The organism is Streptosporangium longisporum (assembly GCF_039534895.1).
Lineage (GTDB): Bacteria > Actinomycetota > Actinomycetes > Streptosporangiales > Streptosporangiaceae > Streptosporangium > Streptosporangium longisporum.
On sequence record NZ_BAAAWD010000015.1, the window covers coordinates 619,091 to 638,833 of the forward strand.

Consider the following 19,743-nt stretch of genomic DNA (forward strand, 5'->3'; position numbering starts at 1 on the left):
TCGTCACAGTTCGTTGTCGATGAGGGCGAAGATCTCCTCGTCGGATGCAGAGTCGATCGTGGCCATCACCCCGCCGGCGTCCGCGGGGGCGGCTCCGAGCCTGGTGAGGGCCCCTTGCAGGATCGGCACCAGCCGGGCGCGGACGGCGTCCCCCTCGCCGTTGGCGGCCAGGAGCAGGTCGTCGATCTGTTCCAGCGCGCCGCGCAGGGTGTCCTCGGCCGAGGGTGGCGCGGGGGTGAGGACCTCGGCCAGGTAGGAGGCCAGGGCGTTGACGGTGGGGTGGTCGAAGACGAGGGTGGGCGGCAGGCGGAGTCCGGTGTCGGTGTTGAGGCGGTTGCGCAGCTCGACGGCGGTCAGGGAGTCGAAGCCGAGCTGGTTGAAGGGGCGTTCGAGCTCGACGCTGTCGGGGCCGCCGTGCGCGAGGACGGAGGCGACCTGGGCGCGGACGGTGTCGACGAGGAGGCGGAGCGCGTCCTGCCGGGGCAGCGTGGCCAGGCGTCCGGCGAGCGCGCCGGGTCCGGCCGGGGTGACCGTGCCGGTTCCCGCGGTGCGGCGGGGGGTGCGGACCAACCCGCGCAGCATGGGCGGCAGGTCCCCGGCCTCGGCGCGGGCCCGCAGTCCGGCCGCGTCCCAGCGGGTGGCGACCACCAGCGGGTCGGGGCTTGTCAGTGCGGCGTCGAACAGCTCCAGGCCCTGCTGCACGCTCAGCGGCGCGACCCCGGCCCGCGCCAGGCGGGCCACGTCGGCTTGGGACAGGCCGCCGGTCATCTGCGAGGCGGTGTCCCACAGTCCCCAGGCGATCGACACCCCCGCCAGGCCTTCCCGGCGGCGGTGGGCGGCCAGCGCGTCCAGGAACGCGTTCGCGGCCGCGTAGTTGCCCTGCCCGGGGTTGCCCACCACCCCGGCCAGGGAGGAGAACAGCACGAACATCGACAACGGGTGATCGGCGGTCAGCTCGTGCAGGTACCAGGCCGCGTCCGCCTTCGGCGCCAGCACCGCGTCCAGACGCGAGGCCGACAGTCCTTCGACGACCGCGTCGTCCAGCACCCCGGCGGTGTGCACGACCCCGCCGAGCACCACCCCGTCCAGTACGGCGGCCAGCGCGTCACGATCGGACACGTCGCACGCCACGACCGCGACGCGGGCGCCCAGGCCTTCCAGGTCGGCCACCAGCTCGGCCGCTCCCGGGGCCGACAGGCCCCGCCGCGACAGCAGCAGCAGATCCCGCACCCCGTGACCCGTCACCAGCCGCCGCGCCACCAACGCCCCCAGACCACCGGTGCCACCGGTCACCAGCACCGTGCCCGACACCGGTGGCCGTGCCTCGGCGGGCACCTCACGCCGCGTCAGGCGCGGGACGAGGGGTCTGCCGTGCACGATGCGGACCTGGGGTTCGCCGGTCGCCGTGACGAGGGACCGGTCGACGTGGCCGACATCGTCGACATCGTCGACATGGTCGTCCTCGGTCTCGGCCAGGACGAACCGGCCGGGCTGCTCCGACTGCGCCGACCGCACCAGGCCCCAGACCGCGGCACCCGCCGGGTCGCCCGCCCGGGTGACGAAGATCAGGGTGGTATCGGCGGGGTGCACGGCGATGGCGTCGAGGACCCGGCCGGTCAGCTCGCGGACACGGGCGGGCACGTCGGGCAGGTCGCTCACGCACGGGATCACCACGGTCTCCGCCGGAGCATCCCCGGCGGTTCCGTCGGTGACGACGGGTGCCTCGATCCAGTCGACGCCGTGCACCGCCGTACCGCCCGGGGCGCTCCGGCGGGGGGCGGCGGCCCGTACGCGGAGGGCGTCGATCGACAGGACCGGCGCGCCGGCCGGGTCGGCCGCCTCGACGAGGGTGTCCTCGCCGGTGGTGATCAGCCGTACCCGCAGTTCGGGGGCCTCGGTGGCGTGCAGCAGCACGCCGCCGAACGCGAAGGGCAGGAGCAGCTCGTCGCCGTCGCCGGTCAGGACGAGGGGATGCAGGGCGGCGTCGAGGAGGGCGGGGTGGATGCCGTACCCGGCCGGGTCGACCTCGGCGGGCAGCGCCACCTCGGCGAACACCTCATCACCCCGGCGCCACACCGCACGCAACCCCTGAAACGCAGGACCGTACTCATACCCCCGCTCGGCCAGCCGCTCATAACCACCCTCCACCTCCACCGCCTCGGCACCCACCGGCGGCCACTCCACCGCCCACGCGTACGAGACACCGGTGGGGGCGTCGGCCGACAGGGTGCCGGAGGCGTGCCGGAGCCAGCCGTCGGGGGTGCGGGAGTGGACGGCGACGGCGCGGCGCCGCTCGTCGTCGGGCGGGTCCACGGTGACCTGGACGGTGACGGAGCCGCTCTGCGGGAGGAGCAGCGGCGCCTCGATGACGAGCTCGTCCAGGCGCCCGCAGTCCGCGTGGGTACCGCCTTCGAGGGCGAGTTCGGCGAACGCGGTGCCGGGCAGCAGGACGCCGCCCTCCACGGCGTGGTCCGCGAGCCAGGCCGGGCTCCCGGCCGAGATCTGGCCGGACAGGACGTAGGCGTCACCGGCCACGGGGACGACGGCGGCCAGCAGGGGGTGCCGGGCGGCGTCGATGCCCGCGCCGGTGGGGCGGGCCACCGGCTCGTGGTCCCCGAGCCAGTAGCGGCGCCGTTCGAAGGCGTAGGTGGGCGGGTCCGTCTCCGGTCGCGGAGCGGGGGCGAGCGTGGTGAGCCAGTCGACGTCCGCGCCGAGCGCCCAGGCGTGGGCGAGCGCGAGCAGGAAACGCGGCCGGTCGCCGGCGCCGCGGCGCAGGGTCGCGCAGACCCCGGCGGTGACGCCCGCGGCGTGGCAGATCTCGTCGGCGTCGGCGCCCAGTACCGGGTGCGGGCTGACCTCGACGAACAGCGGCGTGCCCGCTCCCGCGCACGCCCTGATCGCCTCGTCGAACAGCACCGGGTTGCGCAGGTTGTCGTACCAGTAGCCGGCGGTCAGCCGGGACGGCTCGATGAACCGTCCGGCGAGGGAGGAGCAGAAGGCGATTCCGGTGTCGTCCGGCCGTATGCCGTCGAGAACGGTGGCGAGCTCGTCGGCGATGGGCTCGACGAGCGGGGTGTGGGAGGCGTAGTCGACGGCGATGCGGCGCACGCGGACGTCTTCGCCGCAGGCCGTGGTGAACTCGTCCAGCGCGGTGGCCTCCCCGGCGACGACGCAGGAGGCCGGGCCGCTGTGGACGGCCACCCAGAGGCGGCCCTCCCACGGCTGGAGCCGTGTCCGGGTCTCGGCGGCGGGCAGGGCGACCGCGAGCATGCCGCCGGTGCCGCTGAGCCGGATCAGTGCCCGGGAGCGCAGGGCGACGACCGTGGCGGCGTCGGACAGGGTGAGCGCCCCGGCGACGCACGCGGCGGCGATCTCGCCCTGGGAGTGGCCGACGACCGCCGTGGGGTCGACGCCGCAGGAGCGCCACAGCTCGGCGAGGGAGACCATGACGGCGAACAGGACGGGCTGGATGACGTCGGTGCCCTCCAGGGCGGGGGCGCCGTCACGTCCGCGCAGCACGTCGACGACCGACCATCCGGTGTGCGGTCGCAGTGCCTCGTCGCAGTCCAGCAGACGGGTGCGGAAGACCTCGCTGGTGTCCAGGAGGTCGACGGCCATGCCCTCCCACTGGGAGCCCTGGCCGGGGAAGACGAACACGGGCCGGGCGGCGGGCAGCGCCTCCGCCTGGACGGCGGCGGCGTGGGGGGTGCCGTCGGCGACGGCGGCGAGCGCTGCGAGCAGCTCGTCGCGGCCGGCGGCCACCACCACGGCGCGGTGGGCGAACCCCGCCCGTGAGGCCAGGGTACGGCCGGTGGCGCGCAGGTCGTCGTCGGAGGCGCCGGTGGCGTACCGGTGCAGCCGTCCGGCCTGGGCCCGCAGGGCGGTGTCGGTCTTGGCCGACACGATCCAGACGAGCGGTTCGCCGGGGGCGGCGGGGCGCTCGTCCGGGCCGGGGGCGGGAGCGGGCGGGCCTTCCAGGACGATGTGGGCATTGGTGCCGCTGACGCCGAAGCTGGAGACCGCGGTGCGGGCCGGCCGGTCGCCGGGGAGCTCCACCGGGCGGGTGGCCACGCGGACGCCTCCGGAGTCCCAGTCGACGTGGGGGGTGGGTTCGGTGACGTGCAACGTCGGCGGCAGCACCCCGTGCCGCATCGCCTGCACCATCTTGATCACCCCGGCCACCCCGGCGGCGGCCTGGGTGTGACCGATGTTGGACTTCACCGACCCCACCCACAGCGGCCGATCCTCGCCCCGCCCCCGCCCGTAGGTCGCCAGCAACGCCCCCGCCTCGATCGGGTCCCCCAGCCGGGTACCGGTCCCGTGCGCCTCCACCGCGTCCACATCCCGCGTGTCCAGCAACGCATCCGCCAACGCCTGCTGGATCACCCGCTCCTGCGCCGGACCACTGGGCGCGGTCATCCCGTTGCTGGCCCCGTCCTGATTGACCGCAGAGCCCCGGATCACCGCCAGCACCCGATGCCCGTTACGCACCGCCTGCGACAGGCGCTCCAGCACCAGCACCCCCACCCCCTCGGCCCACGCCGCACCATCGGCCGACGCCGAGAACGACTTGCACCGCCCGTCCGCCGACAACGCCCGCTGCCGCGAGAACTCCACGAACGGCACCGGTGAGGCCATGACGGTCACCCCTCCGGTGAGGGCGAGCGAGCACTCCCCGCGGCGGAGCGCCTGCACGGCCAGGTGCATGGCGACCAGGGAGGAGGAGCAGGCCGTGTCGACGGTCATGCTGGGTCCCTCGAGGCCGAGGGTGTAGGAGACGCGGCCGGACAGCACGCTGGAGGCGCTGGAGGTGAAGAGGGTGCCCTCGACGGAGCCGGGGGCGAGTTCCAGGAAGCGGGTGGAGTAGTGCTCGTACATGCATCCGGCGTAGACGCCGGTGCGGCTGCCGCGCAGCGTGCCCGGGTCGATCCCGGCCCGCTCCAGCGCCTCCCACGACGACTCCAGGAACAACCGGTGCTGCGGGTCGGTCGCCAGCGCGCTGCGCGGGCTCATCCCGAAGAACGCCGCGTCGAACTCCCCCGCGTCGTGCACGAACCCGCCATGACGCACGTACGACCTGCCCAGCGCCTCCGGATCGGGGTCGTACAACCCCTCCAGATCCCAGCCGCGGTCCTCGGGGAAGCCACTGATCGCGTCCCTGCCGGAGGCCACCAGATCCCACAGTTCTTCCGGACCGGTCACCCCACCCGGGAAACGGCAGGCCATACCGACGATCGCCACCGGCTCGTGCCGGCGACCCTCCTCGTCGGCGAGTAGCCTGCGGGTCTCCGCCAGCTCGACGGTCGCACGCTTGAGGTAGGCGCGGAGCTTGTCCTCGGTTCCCATCGGTCGGGCCTTTCCGGTCGCGTTCATGTCGTCAGAGTTCGTTGTCGATGAGGGCGAAGATCTCCTCGTCGGATGCGGAGTCGATCTTTCCCACCACCGTGTCGGGACGGTCCGCGCCGTCCGGTGCCGCGCCGAATCTGGCCAGGCCGCTCTGCAGTACGGCGACGAGCTTGCTGCGGACGGCCTCCCCGTCGCCGTTGGCGCTGGTGAGCATGGATCCCACGCGTTCGAGCGCGCCGCGCAGCATCTCCTCGGGAGAGGGCGGTGCCGGTGCGAGCGTGCTGAACAGGAACTCGGCGAGCGAGCTGATCGTGGGGTGGTCGAAGACGACGGTGGGCGGCAGGCGGAGCCCGGTGTCGGTGTTGAGACGGTTGCGCAGCTCGACGGCGGTCAGGGAGTCGAAGCCGAGCTGGTTGAAGGCGCGGTCCACGCTGACCTGCTCGGGGCTGCCGTGGGCGAGGACGGCGGCGACGTGAACGCGGACCCTCTCGGTGAGCAACCGGATCGCCTCGTCCCTGGTGAGGGTGGCGAGTCGGGTCATCAGCTCGGCCACGCCGGTGGCACTCCCGGTTCCCGCGGTACGCCGGGGGGTGCGGACCAGCCCGCGCAGCATCGGCGGCAGGTCCCCCGCCTCGGCGCGGGCCCGCAACCCGGCCGCATCCCACCGCGCCGCCACCACCAGCGGGTCGGGACTTGCCAGTGCGGCGTCGAACAGCTCCAGTCCCTGCTGCACGCTCAACGGCGCCACCCCGGCCCGTGCCAGACGCGCCACATCCGCCGGGGACAGGCCACCGGTCATCTGCGAGGCGGTGTCCCACAGTCCCCACGCGATCGACACCCCCGCCAGCCCCTCCCGGCGACGATGAGCGGCCAGCGCGTCCAAGAACGCGTTCGCCGCCGCGTAATTACCCTGCCCGGGATTGCCCACCACCCCGGCCAAGGAGGAGAACAGCACGAACATCGACAGCGGACGGCCGGCGGTCAGCTCGTGCAGGTACCACGCCGCATCCGCCTTCGGCGCCAGCACCGCGTCCAGACGCGAGGCCGACAGCCCTTCGACCACCGCGTCGTCCAGCACCCCGGCGGTGTGCACCACCCCGCCGAGCACCACGCCGTCCAGCACCGCGGCCAGCGCGTCACGATCGGAAACGTCACACGCCACCACCGCCACACGGGCACCCAGGCCCTCCAGGTCGGCCACCAGCTCGGCCGCTCCCGGGGCCGACAGACCCCGCCGCGACAGCAGCAGCAGGTCCCGCACCCCGTGGCCCGTCACCAGCCGCCGCGCCACCAGAGCTCCGAGACCACCGGTGCCACCGGTCACCACCACCGTGCCCGGCACGGGCACCGACGGCCGTGCCTCAAGGGTGCGGCGGGTGAGCCGGGGGGTCAGCATCCTGCCGTCGCGGACGCGTACCTGGGGCTCGGTGACCGCGGCCAGCGGCCCCCAGTCGGTGTGGTCGTCCTCGACCTCGGCCAGGACGAACCGGCCGGGCTGCTCCGACTGCGCCGACCGCACCAGGCCCCAGACCGCGGCACCCGCCGGGTCGCCCGCCCGGGTGACGAACGTCAGCCGGGACTCGGCCAGCCGCTCGTCCCGGATGGCCTCCAGCACCTGCGTGGTCAGCTCGCGGACGCGGGCGGGCACGTCGGGCAGGTCGCTCACGCACGGGATCACCACGGCCTCCGCCACACCGTCCCCGGCCGGCGTCTCGACCCAGTCCACCCCGTAGGCGGCCTGGGCGGAGCCGGTCAGGGCCCCGGACGGAACCGCCCGCACCCGGATCGAGGCGAGGGAGAGCACGGGACGCCCGGCGGTGTCGGCGGCCTCGACGGCGCACTCGTCCGTCTCCGCGCCCCTCAGGCGGACCCGCAGCGCGCCCGTCCCGGGCTGGAGAAGTCGCAGGCCGCGCAGCTCGAACGGCAGCCGTACCGTCGTGGTCTCCCCGGCGACGAGGAGCGGGTGGAAGGCCGCGTCGAGGAGGGCGGGGTGGATGCCGTACCCGGCAGGGTCGACCTCGGCGGGCAGCGCCACCTCGGCGAACACCTCGTCACCCCGGCGCCACACCGCACGCAACCCCTGAAACGCAGGACCGTACTCATACCCCCGCTCGGCCAGCCGCTCATAACCACCCTCCACCTCCACCACCTCGGCACCCACCGGCGGCCACTCCACCGCCCACGCGTACGAGACACCGGAGCCCGGCGCGGAGGGGCCGTCACCGGCGGGGGTGACCGTGGCCGACACGTGACGGGTCCAGGAGGAGTCGGCGGAGCCCGCGGAGCTCGCGGAGTTCTGGTCGCAGGGGCGCGAGTACACGCGTACCGGCCGGGCGCCGGAGGCGTCGGCGCGCTCCACGACCACCTGGACCGCCGTGCCGCCGCCCGCGGGCAGCGTCAGCGGGGCCTCGAACACCAGCTCGTCGACCAGGTCGCAGCCCGCGCGGCCACCGGCCTCCAGGACCAGCTCGGCGAGCGCGGCCCCGGGGAGCACGATCGTGCCGGACACCACGTGCCCGGCCAGCCACGGCGTGGCGGTGACCGACAGCCTGCCGGTCAGCACGTCCGGGCCGTCCTCGGGCAGGTTGACGGCCGCGCCGAGCAGCGGGTGCCCGGCCTCGCGCAGGCCCGCCGAGGCCAGGTCTGCGGCGGACGCGGGCGGGTCGAGCCAGAAGCGCTCGCGCTCGAAGGCGTAGGTGGGCAGGTCCGCGTGGTCGCCCGCACCCACCGGCGCGGACCAGTCCACGCCCGCCCCGGCCGTCCAGGCGCGGGCCAGGCAGTCGGCGAGCGCGTCGGGTTCGGTACGGTCGCGCCGGTGCAGCGGGAGGATCACGGTGCCCTCGCGGGTGACGCAGTCGTGCGCCATGCCCGACAGCACCGCCCGCGGCCCCACCTCCACCAGGACACCGGCTCTCTCGTCCTCCAGCCGGGAGATCACCGTCCGGAACAGGACGGGCCGGGTGATCTGGTCGAGCCAGTAGCGGGCGTCGGTCCAGGTCCCGTCGATGCCGGTGACGGCGGCCGTGCGGGGGTGGCCGAACGTCACCCTCGCCAGCTCGGCGGCGAACGCGGGGAGCATCGGCTCCATGAGCGGGGAGTGGAAGGCGTGGCTGACGGACAGCCGCCGGGTGCGCCGGCCGCGGGAGCTCCACTGCTCGGCGAGCGCCAGGCACTCCCGCTCCGCGCCGGACACGACCACGGCTGCGGGGCCGTTGACGGCGGCGACGCCGACGCGCGACTCCAGCCCGACCAGCGTCTCGGCGACCTCCTCGGCCGTCGCCTCCACCGCGACCATGGCGCCGGGTTCGCGCAGTTCCTGCATGAGCCGGCCGCGGGCGGCGATGAGGCGGGCCGCGTCGGCCAGGGACCAGACCCCGGCGGCGTGCGCGGCCGCGTACTCGCCCACCGAGTGCCCGGCGACGAGGTCGGGGCTCATCCCGTACGACTCCAGCAGCCGGAAGGCGGCCACCTCGAAGGCGAACAGCGCCGGTTGCGTGTAGGCGGTCCGGTCGAGCAGGCCGGCGCCGGGGCTGCCGGGTTCGGCCCACATGACGTCGCGCAGCGGCCTGCCGAGGTGGGGGTCGAGGGCGGCGCACACCTCGTCGAGGGCGGCGGCGAACACAGGCGCGGTGGCCGCGAGCTCCCGGCCCATCCCGGCGCGCTGCCCGCCCTGCCCGGTGAACAGGAACGCCGTCCTCGGCCGCTCCGTGGCCACTCCCTCGGCGACGGCCGCGAGTTCCTGCGTACCGGCGGCGTACGCCGAGAGCGCGGCGGTGAGGCCGTCATGATCGTGGGCGGTCACGACGGCGCGGTGGGGGAAGGCGGCGCGGCCGGCGAGCGCGCGCGCCACGTCGGCGGGGGCGGGCCGCTCGCCGGAGGTGACGGCCGCGTGCAGCCGGACGGCCTGGGACCGCAGGGACCGGGCACTGCGGGCGCTGATCGGCCAGGCGATCGGTCCCGGGACGGGAACCTCCGGCTCCGGGCCGGTGCCGGTCGCCGGGGACGGGATCGCCGGGGCGGGAACGTCGCCCATGGCGCCCGGGACGGGGGTGCTCTGGGGAACCGTGGGTCCGGGGGCCTCCTCGACGATGAGGTGGGCGTTGGTGCCGCTGATGCCGAACGAGGAGACGCCCGCGCGGCGGGGCCGGGTACCGGCCGGCCAGGCACGGGCCCCGGTGAGCAGCTCGACCCGTCCGGCCGACCAGTCGACGTGGGGGGTGGGTTCGGTGACGTGCAACGTCGGCGGCAGCACCCCGTGCCGCATCGCCTGCACCATCTTGATCACCCCGGCCACCCCGGCGGCGGCCTGGGTGTGACCGATGTTGGACTTCACCGACCCCACCCACAGCGGCCGATCCTCGCCCCGCCCCCGCCCGTAGGTCGCCAGCAACGCCCCCGCCTCGATCGGGTCCCCCAGCCGGGTACCGGTCCCGTGCGCCTCCACCGCGTCCACATCCCGCGTGTCCAGCAACGCATCCGCCAACGCCTGCTGGATCACCCGCTCCTGCGCCGGACCACTGGGCGCGGTCATCCCGTTGCTGGCCCCGTCCTGATTGACCGCAGAGCCCCGGATCACCGCCAGCACCCGATGCCCGTTACGCACCGCCTGCGACAGGCGCTCCAGCACCAGCACCCCCACCCCCTCGGCCCACGCCGCACCATCGGCCGACGCCGAGAACGACTTGCACCGCCCGTCCGCCGACAACGCCCGCTGCCGCGAGAACTCCACGAAGACGTCGGGGGTGGCGATCACGGTGACGCCCCCGGCCAGCGCGAGCGTGCACTCCTCCTGGCGCAGCGCGCGGGTCGCGAGGTGGAGCGCGACCAGGGAGGAGGAGCAGGCGGTGTCGACCGTGATGGACGGCCCTTCGAGGCCGAGGGTGTAGGAGACGCGGCCGGACAGCACGCTCGGCGTGCTGGAGGTGAGCAGGGTACCCTCGACCGACTCGGGCAACCGGTCGAGGAACCGGTTCGAGTAGAGCTCGTACATGCTTCCCGCGTAGACGCCGGTGCGGCTGCCGCGCAGCGTGCCCGGGTCGATCCCGGCCCGCTCCAGCGCCTCCCAGCACGACTCCAGGAACAACCGGTGCTGCGGATCGGTCGCCAGCGCGCTGCGCGGGCTCATCCCGAAGAACGCCGCGTCGAACTCCCCCGCATCGTGCACGAACCCGCCATGACGCACGTACGACCTGCCCAGCGCCTCGGGATCGGGGTCGTACAACCCCTCCAGGTCCCAGCCGCGATCGTCCGGGAAACCGCTGATCGCGTCCCTGCCGGAGGCCACCAGATCCCACAACTCCTCCGGACCGGTCACCCCACCGGGAAAACGGCAGGCCATACCGACGATCGCCACCGGCTCGTGCCGGCGACCCTCCTCGTCGGCGAGACGTCTGCGGGTCTCCGCCAGCTCGACGGTCACCCGCTTGAGGTAGGCGCGGAGCTTCTCGTCATTCGCCACGCTCTGGCCTTTCCATAGACAGTGGGGACGTCATCGCCCGGTTGTCGATGAGGGCGAAGATCTCCTCGTCCGAAGCGGAACCGATCTCCTCGACCCCGCCGGAGCCGATGGGACCGGCGGAGGGGGTGACGGCGGAGGCACCGATCCTGGTGAGCGCGCTCTGCAGGATGGCGACGAGCTGGCCACGGACGATCTCCGACTCCCCGTTGGCCGCCCGCAGCGCCGACTCGGCCTGGTCCACGGCGGCGCGCAGCGCGTCCTCCGCCGAGGGCGCCTCGGGTGCCAGCGCGGTGAACAGGTAGTCGGCCAGCGACGTGACGGTGGGGTGGTCGAAGACGAGCGTGGTCGGCAGACGGAGCCCGGCGTCGGTGGTGAGCCGGTTGCGCAGCTCGACGGCGGTCAGCGAGTCGAAGCCGAGCTCGTTGAAGACGCGGTCCACGTCCACCTGGTCCGGGCTGCCGTGGGCGAGGACGGCGGCGACGTGGCCGCGGACCAGCTCGGTCAGGAGGGCACGGCCGTCGGCCTCGCTCAGCCCGGTCAGCCGGTCGATCAGCCCGCCGGGACCACCGGTGCCGCCGGTGACACCGGTGGCGCTCCCGGTGGTCGTCGCACGCCGGGGGGTGCGGACCAGCCCGCGCAGCATCGGCGGCAGGTCCCCCGCCTCGGCGCGGGCCCGCAACCCGGCCACATCCCAGCGCGCCGCCACCACCAGCGGATCGGGGCTCGCCAGTGCGGCGTCGAACAGCTCCAGACCCTGCTGCACACTCAACGGCACCACCCCGGCGCGCGCCAGACGGGCCACGTCGGCTTGGGACAGGCCACCGGTCATCTGCGAGGCGGTGTCCCACAACCCCCACGCGATCGACACCCCCGCCAGCCCCTCCCGGCGACGATGAGCGGCCAGCGCGTCCAAGAACGCGTTCGCCGCCGCGTAGTTGCCCTGCCCTGGGTTGCCCACCACCCCGGCAATGGAGGAGAACAGCACGAACATCGACAGCGGACGGCCGGCGGTCAGCTCGTGCAGATACCAGGCCGCATCCGCCTTCGGCGCCAGCACCGCGTCCAGACGCGAAGCCGACAGTCCTTCCACCACCGCGTCGTCCAGCACCCCCGCGGTGTGCACGACCCCGCCGAGCACCACGCCGCCCAGCACCGCGGCCAGCGCGTCACGATCGGAAACGTCACACGCCACCACCGCCACACGGGCACCCAGGCCCTCCAGGTCGGCCACCAGCTCACCCGCCCCCGGGGCCGACAGACCCCGCCGCGACAACAGCAACAGGTCCCGCACCCCGTGACCCGACACCAGCCGCCGCGCCACCAACGCCCCCAGACCACCGGTGCCACCGGTCACCAGCACCGTGCCCGGCACCGGCGGCGTCTCAGCGGTCTCACTGGTCTCAGCGGTCTCAGCGGTCTCAGGGGTCCGGGCGAGCAGCTCACGCCGTGCCAGGCGCGGCGCCAGCAGTTCCTGTCCGGCGGCGGCGAGCTGGGTCTCACCGGCGGCGATCGCGGCGGCCAGCCGCTCCCAGCCGGAGAAGCCCGGGGCGATCTCGGCGAGGACGAACCGGCCGGGGTGCTCCGACTGCGCCGACCGCACCAGGCCCCACACGGCCGCCACCTCGGGCCCGCCCGGACGGGTGACGAAGACCAGCCGGGACTCGGCGAACCGCTCGTCGGCCAGCCAGCCCTGTGCCAGGTCGAGCACCTCGCGCAGGGCGTCGTGCGCGGCGTACGGGAGGTCGTCGTCGTCGGCGTGGACGGGTGCCAGCACCAGGCCCGGGACCCGGCCCGCGCTCATGCCGGCCAGCGAGGCGAGGTCGTAGTGGCGCGGCACGGTGATCCCCGCACGCTCCAGTTCCACGCCCAGCTCGTCGGCCGCCTCGTCGTAGCCGACCAGCGCCCAGTCCCCGCCGTCCGGGCCGTCGCCCGCGTCACCGTTCCCGTCGCCCGTCGCGGCCCCGGACGCGGGCGGTTCGGCCCATTCGAGGGTGTAGGAGACGGCGGCGGGGGCGGGACGGGCGGCGCTTCTGGGCAGGCGGCGCAGCACCAGGGTCTCGACGGCGGCGATGCGGGTGCCCGCCTCGTCGAACAGGGTCAGCGCGATGCGGTCCTCGCCGAGATCCGTCATGCGGGCGCGCAGCGTCTCCGCGCCGAGCGCGGCCACCCGCACACCGCTCCAGGAGAACGGCAGCAGCAGCGCGGCGGGGTCGTCGGCCGACTCCAGCACCATCAGGTGCAGCACCGCGTCCAGCAGGGCCGGGTGCAGGACGAACCGTCCGGCGTCGGCGCGTACCCGCTCGGGGGGCGTCACCTCGACGAAGGCGTCGCCGCCCGCGCGCCAGGCGGCGCGCATCCCCTGGAACGCGGGGCCGTACGCGTACCCGCGCTCGGCGAGCAGGTCGTAGACCCCGTCCAGGCCGACCGGGACGCCGCCGGGCGGCCAGGAGGTCAGGCGCTCGGGGAAGTCGTCCGGGGCCGGGCCGAGCAGGCCGGTGGCGTGGCGGGTCCAGGAGGCGTCGGCGTCACCGGCCGGGCGGGCGTGGACGGTCAGGGCGCGGCGGCCCTGCTCGTCCGGTCCGCCCACGGTGACCTGGACCTGGACGCCGCCCTCGGCGGGCAGCGGCAGCGGGGCCTCCAGGGTCAGCTCCTCGACGGCGTCGCAGCCGGCCGTGACGGCGGCGTGCAGCGCCAGCTCGACGAAGGCGGTGCCGGGCAGCAGGACGGTGCCGTCCACCGCGTGGTCGGCCAGCCACGGATCGGTGCCGGTGGACAGCCGGCCGGCCAGCAGGAAGCCGCCGTCGGCCGCGAGCGGCAGCGTGGTGCCGAGCAGCGGGTGCCCGGAGCCGCCCTGGCCGTCGGCGGAGGCGGGGGCCAGCCAGTGCCGCAGCCGCTCGAAGGGGTAGGCGGGCAGGTCGTCGTGGTGGCGGCCGGCGCGGCCGAGCGCGGCCGGCCAGTTCACGGCGGCGCCGAGCACCCATGCCTGGCCGAGCGCCTTCAGGAGCCTGGGCGCGCCGCCGTCGCCGCGCCGCAGCGTGCCCGTGGCGCCTCCGGCGGCGCCCGCCGCGGCCAGCGTGTCCGCGACGTGGCCGGTGAGCACCGGGTGCGGGCTGGCCTCGACGAACACCGGTGTCCCGGTGGCCGCCACCGCCTCGATCGCCTGCTGGAAGCGGACCGGGTTGCGCAGGCCGGCGAACCAGTAGTCGGCGGTCAGCAGCGCGGGGTCGATGAACTCGCCCGCGTAGGAGGAGCAGAACGCCACCTCGGTGTCGCGGGGCCGTACCCCGTCGAGGTCGCGCAGGATCTCCTCGCGCAGTTCCTCGATGTGCGGGGTGTGGGCGGCGTAGCCGATGGCGACCCGGCGGGCCTGGATCTCGTCGCCGCAGGCGGCGGCGCACTCCTCCAGCGCGTCGGCGTCACCGGCCACCACTGTGCTGGACGGGCCGCTGTACACGGCCGGCCACAGGCGACCGGCCCACGGCCGCAGCAGGTCCTCGGCCTCGGAGGCGGGCAGTGACACGGCCAGCATGCCGCCCTTGTCGCCGAGCCGCGTCAGGGCCCGGCTGCGGAGCACGACCACGCGTGCGGCGTCCTCCAGGGAGAGCGCCCCGGCCGCGCACGCCGCGGCGATCTCGCCCTGGGAGTGGCCGACGACGGCCGCGGGGTGGACGCCGAGCGAGCGCCACAGCCCGGCCAGCGCGATCATGACGGTGAACAGCACCGGCTGGATGACGTCCGAGCCCTCCAGCGGGGGCGCGCCCTCGCGTCCGCGCAGCACGTCCACGACCGACCATCCGGTGTACGGCCGCAGCGCGCGGTCGCACCGGTCGACCTGGTCGCGGAAGGCGCGGCTGGCGTCGAGGAGGTCGGTGGCCATGCCGGCCCACTGGGAGCCCTGGCCGGGGAAGACGAACACCGGCCGGGCCTCGGCGGGTGCGGTCCCGGTGGTGACGGCGGCGTGCGGGGTTCCCGCGGCCAGGGCCGCGAGCCCGGCGAGCAGCTCGTCGCGGTCGTCGGCCACCACCACGGCGCGGTGCGGGAACGCGGCCCTTCTGGCCAGCGTCCGCCCGGCGTCGACGAGCCCCGGATCGACCAGCCCCGGATCGGCGAGCCCCGAGTCGGCGAGCCCGTCGGCGTACGCGTGCAGGCGGGCCGCCTGGGTGCGCAGCGCGGGCTCGCTCCTGGCGGACACCACCCACACCACCGGCCCGTCCGCCGTGTCCAGGACCGGCGGCGGTCCGTCCGCGTGCGTGTCCGTGCGCGTGTCCGGAGGCGAGGACGGGAGTGCGGCCGGGAGCGAGGCGGGTGACGGGGCGGCCTCCACGATGAGGTGCGCGTTGGTGCCGCTGATGCCGAAGCCCGACACCCCGGCCCGCGCGGGCCGGTCCTGGGTCAGCTCGACCCGCCCGGTGAGCAGCCTGACCCCGGCCGAGGCCCAGTCCACGTGCGGCGTGGGGTCGTCGGCGTGCAGGGTGGGCGGCAGGACGCGGTGTTCCAGCGCCTTCACCACCTTGATCACTCCGGCCACCCCGGCCGCGGCCTGGGTGTGCCCGATGTTGGACTTGAGTGAGCCGAGCCACACCGGACGCTCCGGGTGCCGTCCCTCGCCGTACACGGCGATGATCGAGTCCGCCTCGATGGGGTCGCCCAGCCGGGTGCCGGTGCCGTGCGCCTCCACGGCGTCGACCTCGGCAGGGGTGAGCCGGGCGTCGGCCAGCGCCTGCCTGATGACCTCGCGCTGCGCCTGGCCGTTCGGCGCGGTGAGGCCGTTGCTCGCGCCGTCCTGGTTGACCGCGCCGCCCCGCAGCACGGCGAGGACCTGATGGCCGTTGCGGCGCGCGTCGGAGAGCCGTTCCAGCACGAGCATGCCCGCACCCTCGGCCCACCCCGTGCCGTCGGCCAGGGCGGAGAACGCCTTGCACCGCCCGTCGGGGGCCAGGCCGCCCTGCCTGCTGAACTCCACGAACATGCCGGGCGTCGACATCACGGTCACGCCGCCCGCGAGCGCCAGCGTGCACTCCCCGTGCCGCAGCGCCCGCATCGCCAGGATGATCGAGACGAGCGAGGACGAGCAGGCCGTGTCCGTGGTGATCGCCGGTCCGCGCAGGCCGAGCGTGTACGCGACGCGGCCGGAGACGACACTGAGCGCGGTGCCGGTCAGCAGGTGCCCGTCGGACACGCCGTCCGGCCGGTGCAGCCGGGGCCCGTAGTCGGGGGCCATGGCACCGACGTAGACGCCGGTGGCCGAGTCCCGCAGGGTGACCGGGTCGATGCCGGCGCGCTCCACGGCCTCCCAGCAGACCTCCAGGAGTACCCGCTGCTGCGGGTCCATGGCCGTGGCCTCGCGGGGGCTGATCCCGAAGAACGCGGCGTCGAACCGGTCGGCGTCGTGCAGGAAACCGCCGTGGCGGGTGTCGCTGCTGCCCGAGCGGCCGGTGGCGAGGAGCGTGTCGAGGTCCCAGCCGCGGTCGGCGGGGAACTCGCTGATCGCGTCGGTGCCGGTGTCGACCAGCCGCCAGAGGTCCTCGGGCGAGGCGACCTCGCCGGGGTAGCGGCAGCCCATGCCGACCACCGCGATCGGGTCGTCGTCCGCCCGGTCCCGCGAGCCGCCGTCGCCGCCGTGGGCGGCCGCGGTGCGGTCGCCGGTGAGCAGGGCATGCAGGTGGCCGGCCAGCCGGTCGGGGGTGGGGTGCTCGTACAGCAGTCCGGCGGGCAGCCGCAGCCCGGTGGCCTCGCGCAGCCTGTCCCGCAGCTCGACGGCGGTGGCCGACTCCATGCCGAGGTCCTTGAACGTGCGCTCCGGCTCGACGCCGGTGGTGTCGGCGTGGCCGAGAAGCCGTGCCGTGGCCGCCAGCACCAGCTCGCGCAGCTCCGCCCTGGACCTGCCGCTTCCCGCCGTGCCCCGCGCGTCCGCCGTGTCCCGCGCCGTCGTGCCCTCGTCGTCCTGATTCCCGTACGGTGCCGCGGTGCCCGCGGTGTCCGGCCGCGCCTCGGATGTGCCCGGGGTGGCCTGCGCGTCCGGCGTGCCCTGCGCGTCCGCCGTGTCCGGCCGTGCGGTCCGGGGCGGCGGGACGGTCGCGGTGTGGTGGTGGCGCTGGAACGGGTAGGTGGGCAGGTCCACCAGCCGCCCGCCGGGGCAGAGCCGGGACCAGTCCACCGGCGCGCCCTGGGCGTACGCCTGGGCCAGTGACCGGGTCAGCCGCCCTGCGTCGCCCTCGCCGCGGCGCAGGGTGGCGATCACGGCCACGTCCCGGCCCGCGTCCTCCGCGGTCTCCTCCACGCCGGTGACCAGCACCGGGTGCGGGCTGCACTCCACGAACAGCGCGCAGCGCGCCAGGACGGCCCGTACGGCCTGGCCGAAGCGGACCGGGCGGCGCAGGCTGCGGTACCAGTAGGCGGCGTCGAGCCCGGCCGTGTCCATGGGCTCGCCCGTGAGCGTGGAGACGAACGCCGTCGTGCCGCTCACCGGCCGGATGGGGGCGAGCGCCTCCAGCACCTCCTCGCGTACGGCCTCGACCTCGGGCGAGTGGGAGGCGTAGTCCACGGGGATGATCTTGGTGCGGTGGTCCGGCAGCCGGGCGGCGAGCTCGGCCAGCGCCTCGCGGGGGCCGGAGACCACCAGCGAGCGGGGGCCGTTGAAGGCGGCCACGGACACGCCGTCGGGCAGGACCCGCTCGACCACCTCCAGGGGGGCGGCGATCGACATCATGCCGCCCCTGCCGCCCTTTCCGGCGATGCCGGCGATGGCGCGGCTGCGCAGCGCGACGACCCTGGCGGCGTCGGACAGGGTGAGCCCCCCGGCGACGGCGGCGGCGGCGATCTCGCCCTGCGAGTGGCCGACGACCACGTCGGGCCGTACGCCGTGGGCCCGCCACGTCTCGGCGAGCGAGACCATGACGGCCCACAGGGCGGGCTGCACCACGTCCACCCGGTCCAGGCCCGGGGCGCCGGGGCGCTCCTGGAGGACGTCCATCAGGGCGTGGTCGGTGAAGGGGGCGAGCGCGTCGGCGCACTCCGCAAGCCGCGCGCCGAACACCGGCGAGGCGGTGATCAGCTCACGCGCCATCCCCGCCCACTGGGAACCCTGCCCGGGGAAGACGAAGGCGCATCCCCCGCCGGCGGCGCCATCGGCGCCATCGGTGCTGCCGGTGACGACGGTGCCGACGGTGCCACCGGTGACGACGTCGTCGTGCGGGCGGCCCGCGGCCAGCGCGCGCAGCGCCTCCTGGCGCGCGGCGGAGTCCTGGGAGAACACCACGGCACGGCGCTCGAAGGACGTACGGGTCACGGCGAGGCTCAGCGCCACGTCCACCGGCCGCGCGTCACCGATCCCCCCGCCCGCACCGTCGACGGTACCGGTGTCGGCGGAAGCGGAGGTGTCAGCGGAAGCGGAGGTGTCGGTAGCCGCGGTTGTGGCCGTGACGAGCTCGGCCAGCCGGCCGGCCTGCTCGCGCACCGCCTTCTCCGTCCGCCCGGACACCACCCAGGGCGCCTCCACGCCCGGTCCCCCGCCACCCGGTCCCGTCGTGCCGTGTGCCGTCGTGCCGTGTGCACTCGTACCGTGTCGCGAGGCATCGTGACCGGTGGCGCGGGGCGTCGCCTCCGGGGCGGCGGGCCCGGCGGAGGGGGACCCGGAGGAAGGGGGCTCGGCGACGATCAGGTGGCAGTTCGTGCCGCCCATGCCGAAGGAGCTGACGCCCGCCACCAGGCGGTCGCCCTCCGGCCAGGCACCGGTCTCCCGCACCACCCGCAGGCGCAGGTCGTCCAGGGGGATCCGCGCGGGAGGCGTCCGGAAGTGCAGGCTGGCGGGCAGGCGGCGATGCTTGACCGCGAGCACCACCTTGAGCAACCCGGCGATGCCAGCCGCGCCCTCCAGGTGGCCGATGTTCGTCTTGACGGACCCGACCAGGAGCGGCTCGGTGCGCCCGGCCCCGTACGCGGCGCCGAGCGCGGCCGCCTCCACCGGGTCGCCCACCCTGGTGCCCGTGCCGTGCAGCTCGACGTAGCCCACGTCGCCCGGCGCGATCCCGGCGTCGGCGCAGGCGAGCCTGATGACCTCCTCCTGCGCCCGCGCGCTCGGCACGGTCAGCCCATCGCCGCCGCCGTCGTTGTTGACGGCCCCGCCGAGGATCACCGCGTGCACCGGGTCGCCGTCGGCCAGCGCGTCGGCCAGCCGCTTGAGCACCACGACCGCGCCGCCCTCGCCGCGCACGTACCCGTTGGCCCGCTCGTCGAAGACGTGGCAGCGGCCGTCGGGGGACAGCGCGCCGAAGGCGCCGATGGCGGCGGTGGTCTCGCCGAGCAGGTTCAGGTTCACCCCGCCCGCCAGCGCCAGGTCGCTCTCGCCCCGCCGCAGGCTCGCCCCGGCCATCTGCACCGCGACGAGTGACGACGACTGGCCCGCGTCCAGGGTGAGGCTGGGCCCGCGCAGCCCGAGCGCGTACGAGATGCGGTTGGCGATCAGCGCCCGGTTGGCGCCGGTGTAGGAGTGCCGGCCCGGGCGCGCGGCCCTGTCGCTCAGCGCGGCGTAGTCCTGGGAGATGGCGCCGAGGAAGACGCCGGCGACGCTGCCGCGCAGGGCGGAGGGCAGCACGCGGGCGTTCTCCAGCGCCTCCCAGCCGAGTTCGAGCGCCAGCCGCTGGTGCGGGTCCATCGACGCCGCCTCGTTCGGCGAGATGCCGAAGAAGGCCGCGTCGAAGCCGTCCACGTCGGCCAGGAAGCCGCCCCGCCGGTACTCGGTGGCGTCCGGCCACCGGCCGGCGGGCGCGTCGGTGACCGCGTCCACGCCCTCGCGCAGCAGTCTCCAGAATCCCGCCGGATCGTCGGCCTGGGGAAGCCTGCACGCCATGCCGATGACGGCGATGACGTCCGGCCCGCCCTTCTCGGCCTGCTGTCTCGACTCACCCATTAATACGCCACCCCAAGCCTCGGGCGCCCAT

3 protein-coding genes are annotated in these 19,743 nt (G+C 75.3%); all 3 read right to left on the reverse strand.

Features of this window, described 5'->3' with window-relative positions:
* Positions 1-3: 3 nt before the first annotated feature.
* Genes ABD832_RS29075 through ABD832_RS29085 form a run of 3 tightly spaced genes read right to left on the reverse strand, consistent with a single transcriptional unit; the run spans position 4 to position 19,712 of the window.
* A complete protein-coding gene (locus ABD832_RS29075) occupies positions 4-5,373 on the reverse strand; it encodes a type I polyketide synthase (RefSeq protein ID WP_344901106.1) in 5,370 nt (1,789 codons plus the stop codon).
* Positions 5,374-5,377: 4 nt separating this feature from the next.
* Positions 5,378-10,804, reverse strand: a complete 5,427-nt coding sequence (locus ABD832_RS29080) for an SDR family NAD(P)-dependent oxidoreductase (RefSeq protein WP_344901109.1) — start codon at positions 10,802-10,804, stop codon at positions 5,378-5,380.
* Positions 10,794-19,712, reverse strand: a complete 8,919-nt coding sequence (locus ABD832_RS29085; RefSeq protein WP_344901112.1) for a type I polyketide synthase — start codon at positions 19,710-19,712, stop codon at positions 10,794-10,796. Before ABD832_RS29085 ends, ABD832_RS29080 begins: the two co-directional genes overlap by 11 nt.
* Between the last annotated feature and the right edge of the window lie 31 nt (positions 19,713-19,743).